Genomic DNA, 3,379 nt, shown 5'->3' with positions numbered 1-3,379 from the left:
GTGTTGCAGACCGGAGCAGGGAAGGGCACGCAGTAGACCCTGCGTCTCGCTCCAGCCGTCTTGCATCATCATCCCACGATGCCCAGGCAGCGTTTGGATATCGCGTAATAAACGCTCTTATCTCCAAGCTAACCTCCGCCTCGTCGTCCCGAAAAATAATCTCTATAAATTTTTTCTAGAAATTTTTAGAAACGGTTTCATTAGCTGGGCTTTTGTCATTCCATGAAGTAAGTGAACGTTATGAATGAAGAGCTGCGCAATCTCCGCCATTGCGGATAATTCCGTTTTTAGAAGTTCGTTTTCTTTTTTTAAATGAATGATGGTTTCTATTGCGGCGTTCATGCTTTTGGGCGTTGCGATAGAACTAAGGGTGTTGGTGCGCGCCTTTAGCTCTCTTTTTTTTGCTTTATAAGCGTTTACTATTATTGCTTTGTTTGCTAGCGCTTGGCGGGTAGGAATGAAATCCAACTCTATTTTTGCGTTCAAACAAATACTATCCCAAGTTAGTTTCTCAGAGTTCGGCCAGCCTCTAATCATATTGGCGATAGCTATAAGCTGTTGTTGGCTGATCGCGATAGACATATCACTCCTCAGATAAAAGTTTAAGGCAGTCTAAAACATCTGCGTGGTAGTCTAGCTCTGCATCATGTATTTTAATTGTTGAAGTTTTTTCATTTGATTTGATTGAGTCTAGGATTCTGTCCTCGTGTGTAAAGGCGTTTTCTAGAATTCTAATTGGGCTTCCATGAGGAATTTTCGTGCTACTTAACGTTTCAACGAGTAAGTTTAGGCGCTCCAGATTTTTTTTGTGCGCCTCAAACCATCTGTTCGCTACCTTTTCGCCTTTTTCAATCCTGTTTTTTGCCGCCGTAAAATTTTCGTAGACGCGATTTCGCTCTTCAATAATGGCCTCATTTGAACGCTTGTGTCCTTTACATATAAGAAGCTCATTACAATTTAAGCAGTCCGCATGTTTGGTGCAGGGGGTTACTGTCCATGGATGCAAGCAAATGCCATATCTTGTACTAATCAAAGGGCCTTTATTTCTTAAGTTATAATCTGCCTCTGTTACTGGTGGTAATGATTGTGTTACGTTTTTCCCTCTTGCCTCTGATATTTTTGCAGCCTTTCGTTCTGAGGACATGTGCATATATGTCCTCGTCTGAGCATTCGATGCTCTTGTACTCCACTGAGTAATGGCTTCCATTGGAACGCCAGCTTCTTGCCCTAAAGTATTCAAAAAGTGGCGCATTTCATGAGATCTGATTTTGGTGTTCGGATATCCATGCTTCAAAAAAATGCTCATGCTTACGCTCTTGGTCTCACGTTTTTGTATGGCTCCGCTGACGCGTAGCGAATAGCAACTTGAGGTGTAAGGTGAGAGTAATATTGGGCTTGTACGTTGATGAGACGAAAGCTGTCTGTAGCGAAGACATATGACGGCATTAGACATTTTTATCCTGGCACCACTATTTTCGGTGGCGGATAGCTGGTATGGAAAGTGCGGGTTTAATTGTTTGTGTCGCACGAGAATTACCTCCCTCCAAAGCTTGCTCAAAGTCCATTCTTTTAAAGTGTATTTGCCAGTGATGCTGTGTATAAAACCACTCGCCATGCTGGGGCTGTTGTACCCGAGTGCCTGAGCGATTTGCAGCGAGGTAAGTAATTCGTCATCGCCTACCGAAGGGCACTGTGAATGTCGGTAAAACCTAAAGTTGTTTTTTTCATAATGTTCTGCTAAGCGTCTTCCTTCTTCGGTAATTTTCATTAGCCTCGTGATCGCTGCTTCGGTATGCGTGCAAATAACAGTAGGTATTTCCTTTGTTGCATATTCCCCTGTCTTTGGAGACCAGTAATTTAAGTGTCCTTGTTCTATGCCAAACTTGTCCGGTGTGACTTTATAAACAGTTTTGCTAAAGCGCCCTAGCTCGGATATCCTCATAGGCGCGGAGAGAAGTAAACATGTGATGGTTGATATAAAAACGTCTTCGTCATCTTGTTCTGATGAGTAACCATTTGAAAAAATTTCTGCAAGAGCTAATAGTCCTTCATCGTCAGGAAGTTTTGCTTGGCGTTCTTCCTGAGAGAGATGTTTGTTTTTTAAATGGGTAGAGTGAACGCCGACATAAGGGTGTTTCCAGTTGCATGTTTCTGCTATGCTCAGGTTGAGGACGGATATATCTTGTGCTAGCTTTTCGAGGCATGCTCCAATTCCACTTGTATCCTGATAGCCGAATGTCTGAATGGAGATGCAAGCAGATGTGAAATGGCGTGCTTCTACACGACTGATGTCCGCACACCCTAAATCTTGAATCAGTGCGTGTTCCAAAAGTCTCATTGCTGTCATGCCTCTTCTAAAGACTTTCGTTTTTTTCTGGTGTTGAGTGTAGCGCAAGTATGCTTTGGCAAAATCTATGAAGGGAGAGGACAGTTCGTCCGAATCCGTGATGGGTTTGTGTGGGCTATTGCGAATTCCTTGTATATTGCAGAATCTGACAGGATTGTGGTGCGTTGGCCATTTTGGACTGCTCCAGTCGAAACTAGGAAAATCACTCCAAAGCCTAATTTCGTATTTTGCATGAGTGATGAACGTTTCAAGATTATTGTAGACTTGAGATGCATATGTTGCTGGCGGTTGAAATTCTGAGATAATCATATAACTCACGCAATTTTAGATGCCGTTATTTCTTGTTAATAAGCTTTACTTTATCGCAGTGATTTATTACGGCAATAACGGCTTGAATGTCGCGATCCAGTTGTAAAGGAGTCAAAATCCTCCTTCCGGATCCAGGGAGGGGCGTCATATTTTCTTCATTTTGGCGCGCTAGAAGCCTCGCTAGGACTTCTTCATGGGGGCCGTCTAACCAAGGCTCGAATTTAGTGCATCGATAGCAAGGAATGGGTACCGATGCGGAGCAATATCCTTCGCTGCCGCAATTGCCGACTGCATAATCATCATTCCCATCCAGTTCAATTACACTGGACGCGTCTGATGCACGCGTAGCTTCAAGTTTATTTGTAATCAAGCGTCCCCGAAATGCCTGAGCAAGCGGAGCCATGATATTTGAAATCCCATCGTTTAGGGCTCTAGATCTCTCTGCTGGGTCATCATAATAAGCATCGAGGGATTCATGGTATTCATGTCCAAGCCAGAAGCTTAATGTCGATCTTGGCACCCCTAATCTTGCGAGTTGGCGCGCTCTCGTATATCTAAATCGGTATGCATTCTCCACAATAAAACCATTCGTGCGATTAGACCGCACAGGCGTTCCGGTAGACCGGCGCAATGCTGTTGACATCCTTTTAGCACGAGTATGAAAGAAACGGCTTGCACATGGTTCTAAACTGCTATCTCCAATTTTGGCCACGGTATCAAGCC

General features: G+C 43.7%; 2 protein-coding genes and 1 pseudogene. All 3 read right to left on the bottom strand.

What is annotated here, in order from left to right; genetic code table 11:
• Positions 1 to 162: 162 nt before the first annotated feature.
• A complete protein-coding gene (locus tag AC1DSG_RS29305) occupies positions 163 to 582 on the bottom strand; it encodes a hypothetical protein (RefSeq protein WP_477793989.1) in 420 nt (139 codons plus the stop codon).
• A 1-nt stretch (position 583) separates the two neighbouring features.
• A complete protein-coding gene (locus AC1DSG_RS29300; protein WP_477793988.1) occupies positions 584 to 2,656 on the bottom strand; it encodes a hypothetical protein in 2,073 nt (690 codons plus the stop codon).
• Positions 2,657 to 2,681: 25 nt separating this feature from the next.
• A pseudogene (locus AC1DSG_RS29295) lies at positions 2,682 to 3,379 on the bottom strand (hypothetical protein); the annotation flags it as partial.

Source organism: Pseudomonas sp. P5_A12 (assembly GCF_056400685.1).
Note: the sequence above shows the minus strand (reverse complement) of the source record. Positions and strands in the feature narration are given on the sequence as shown.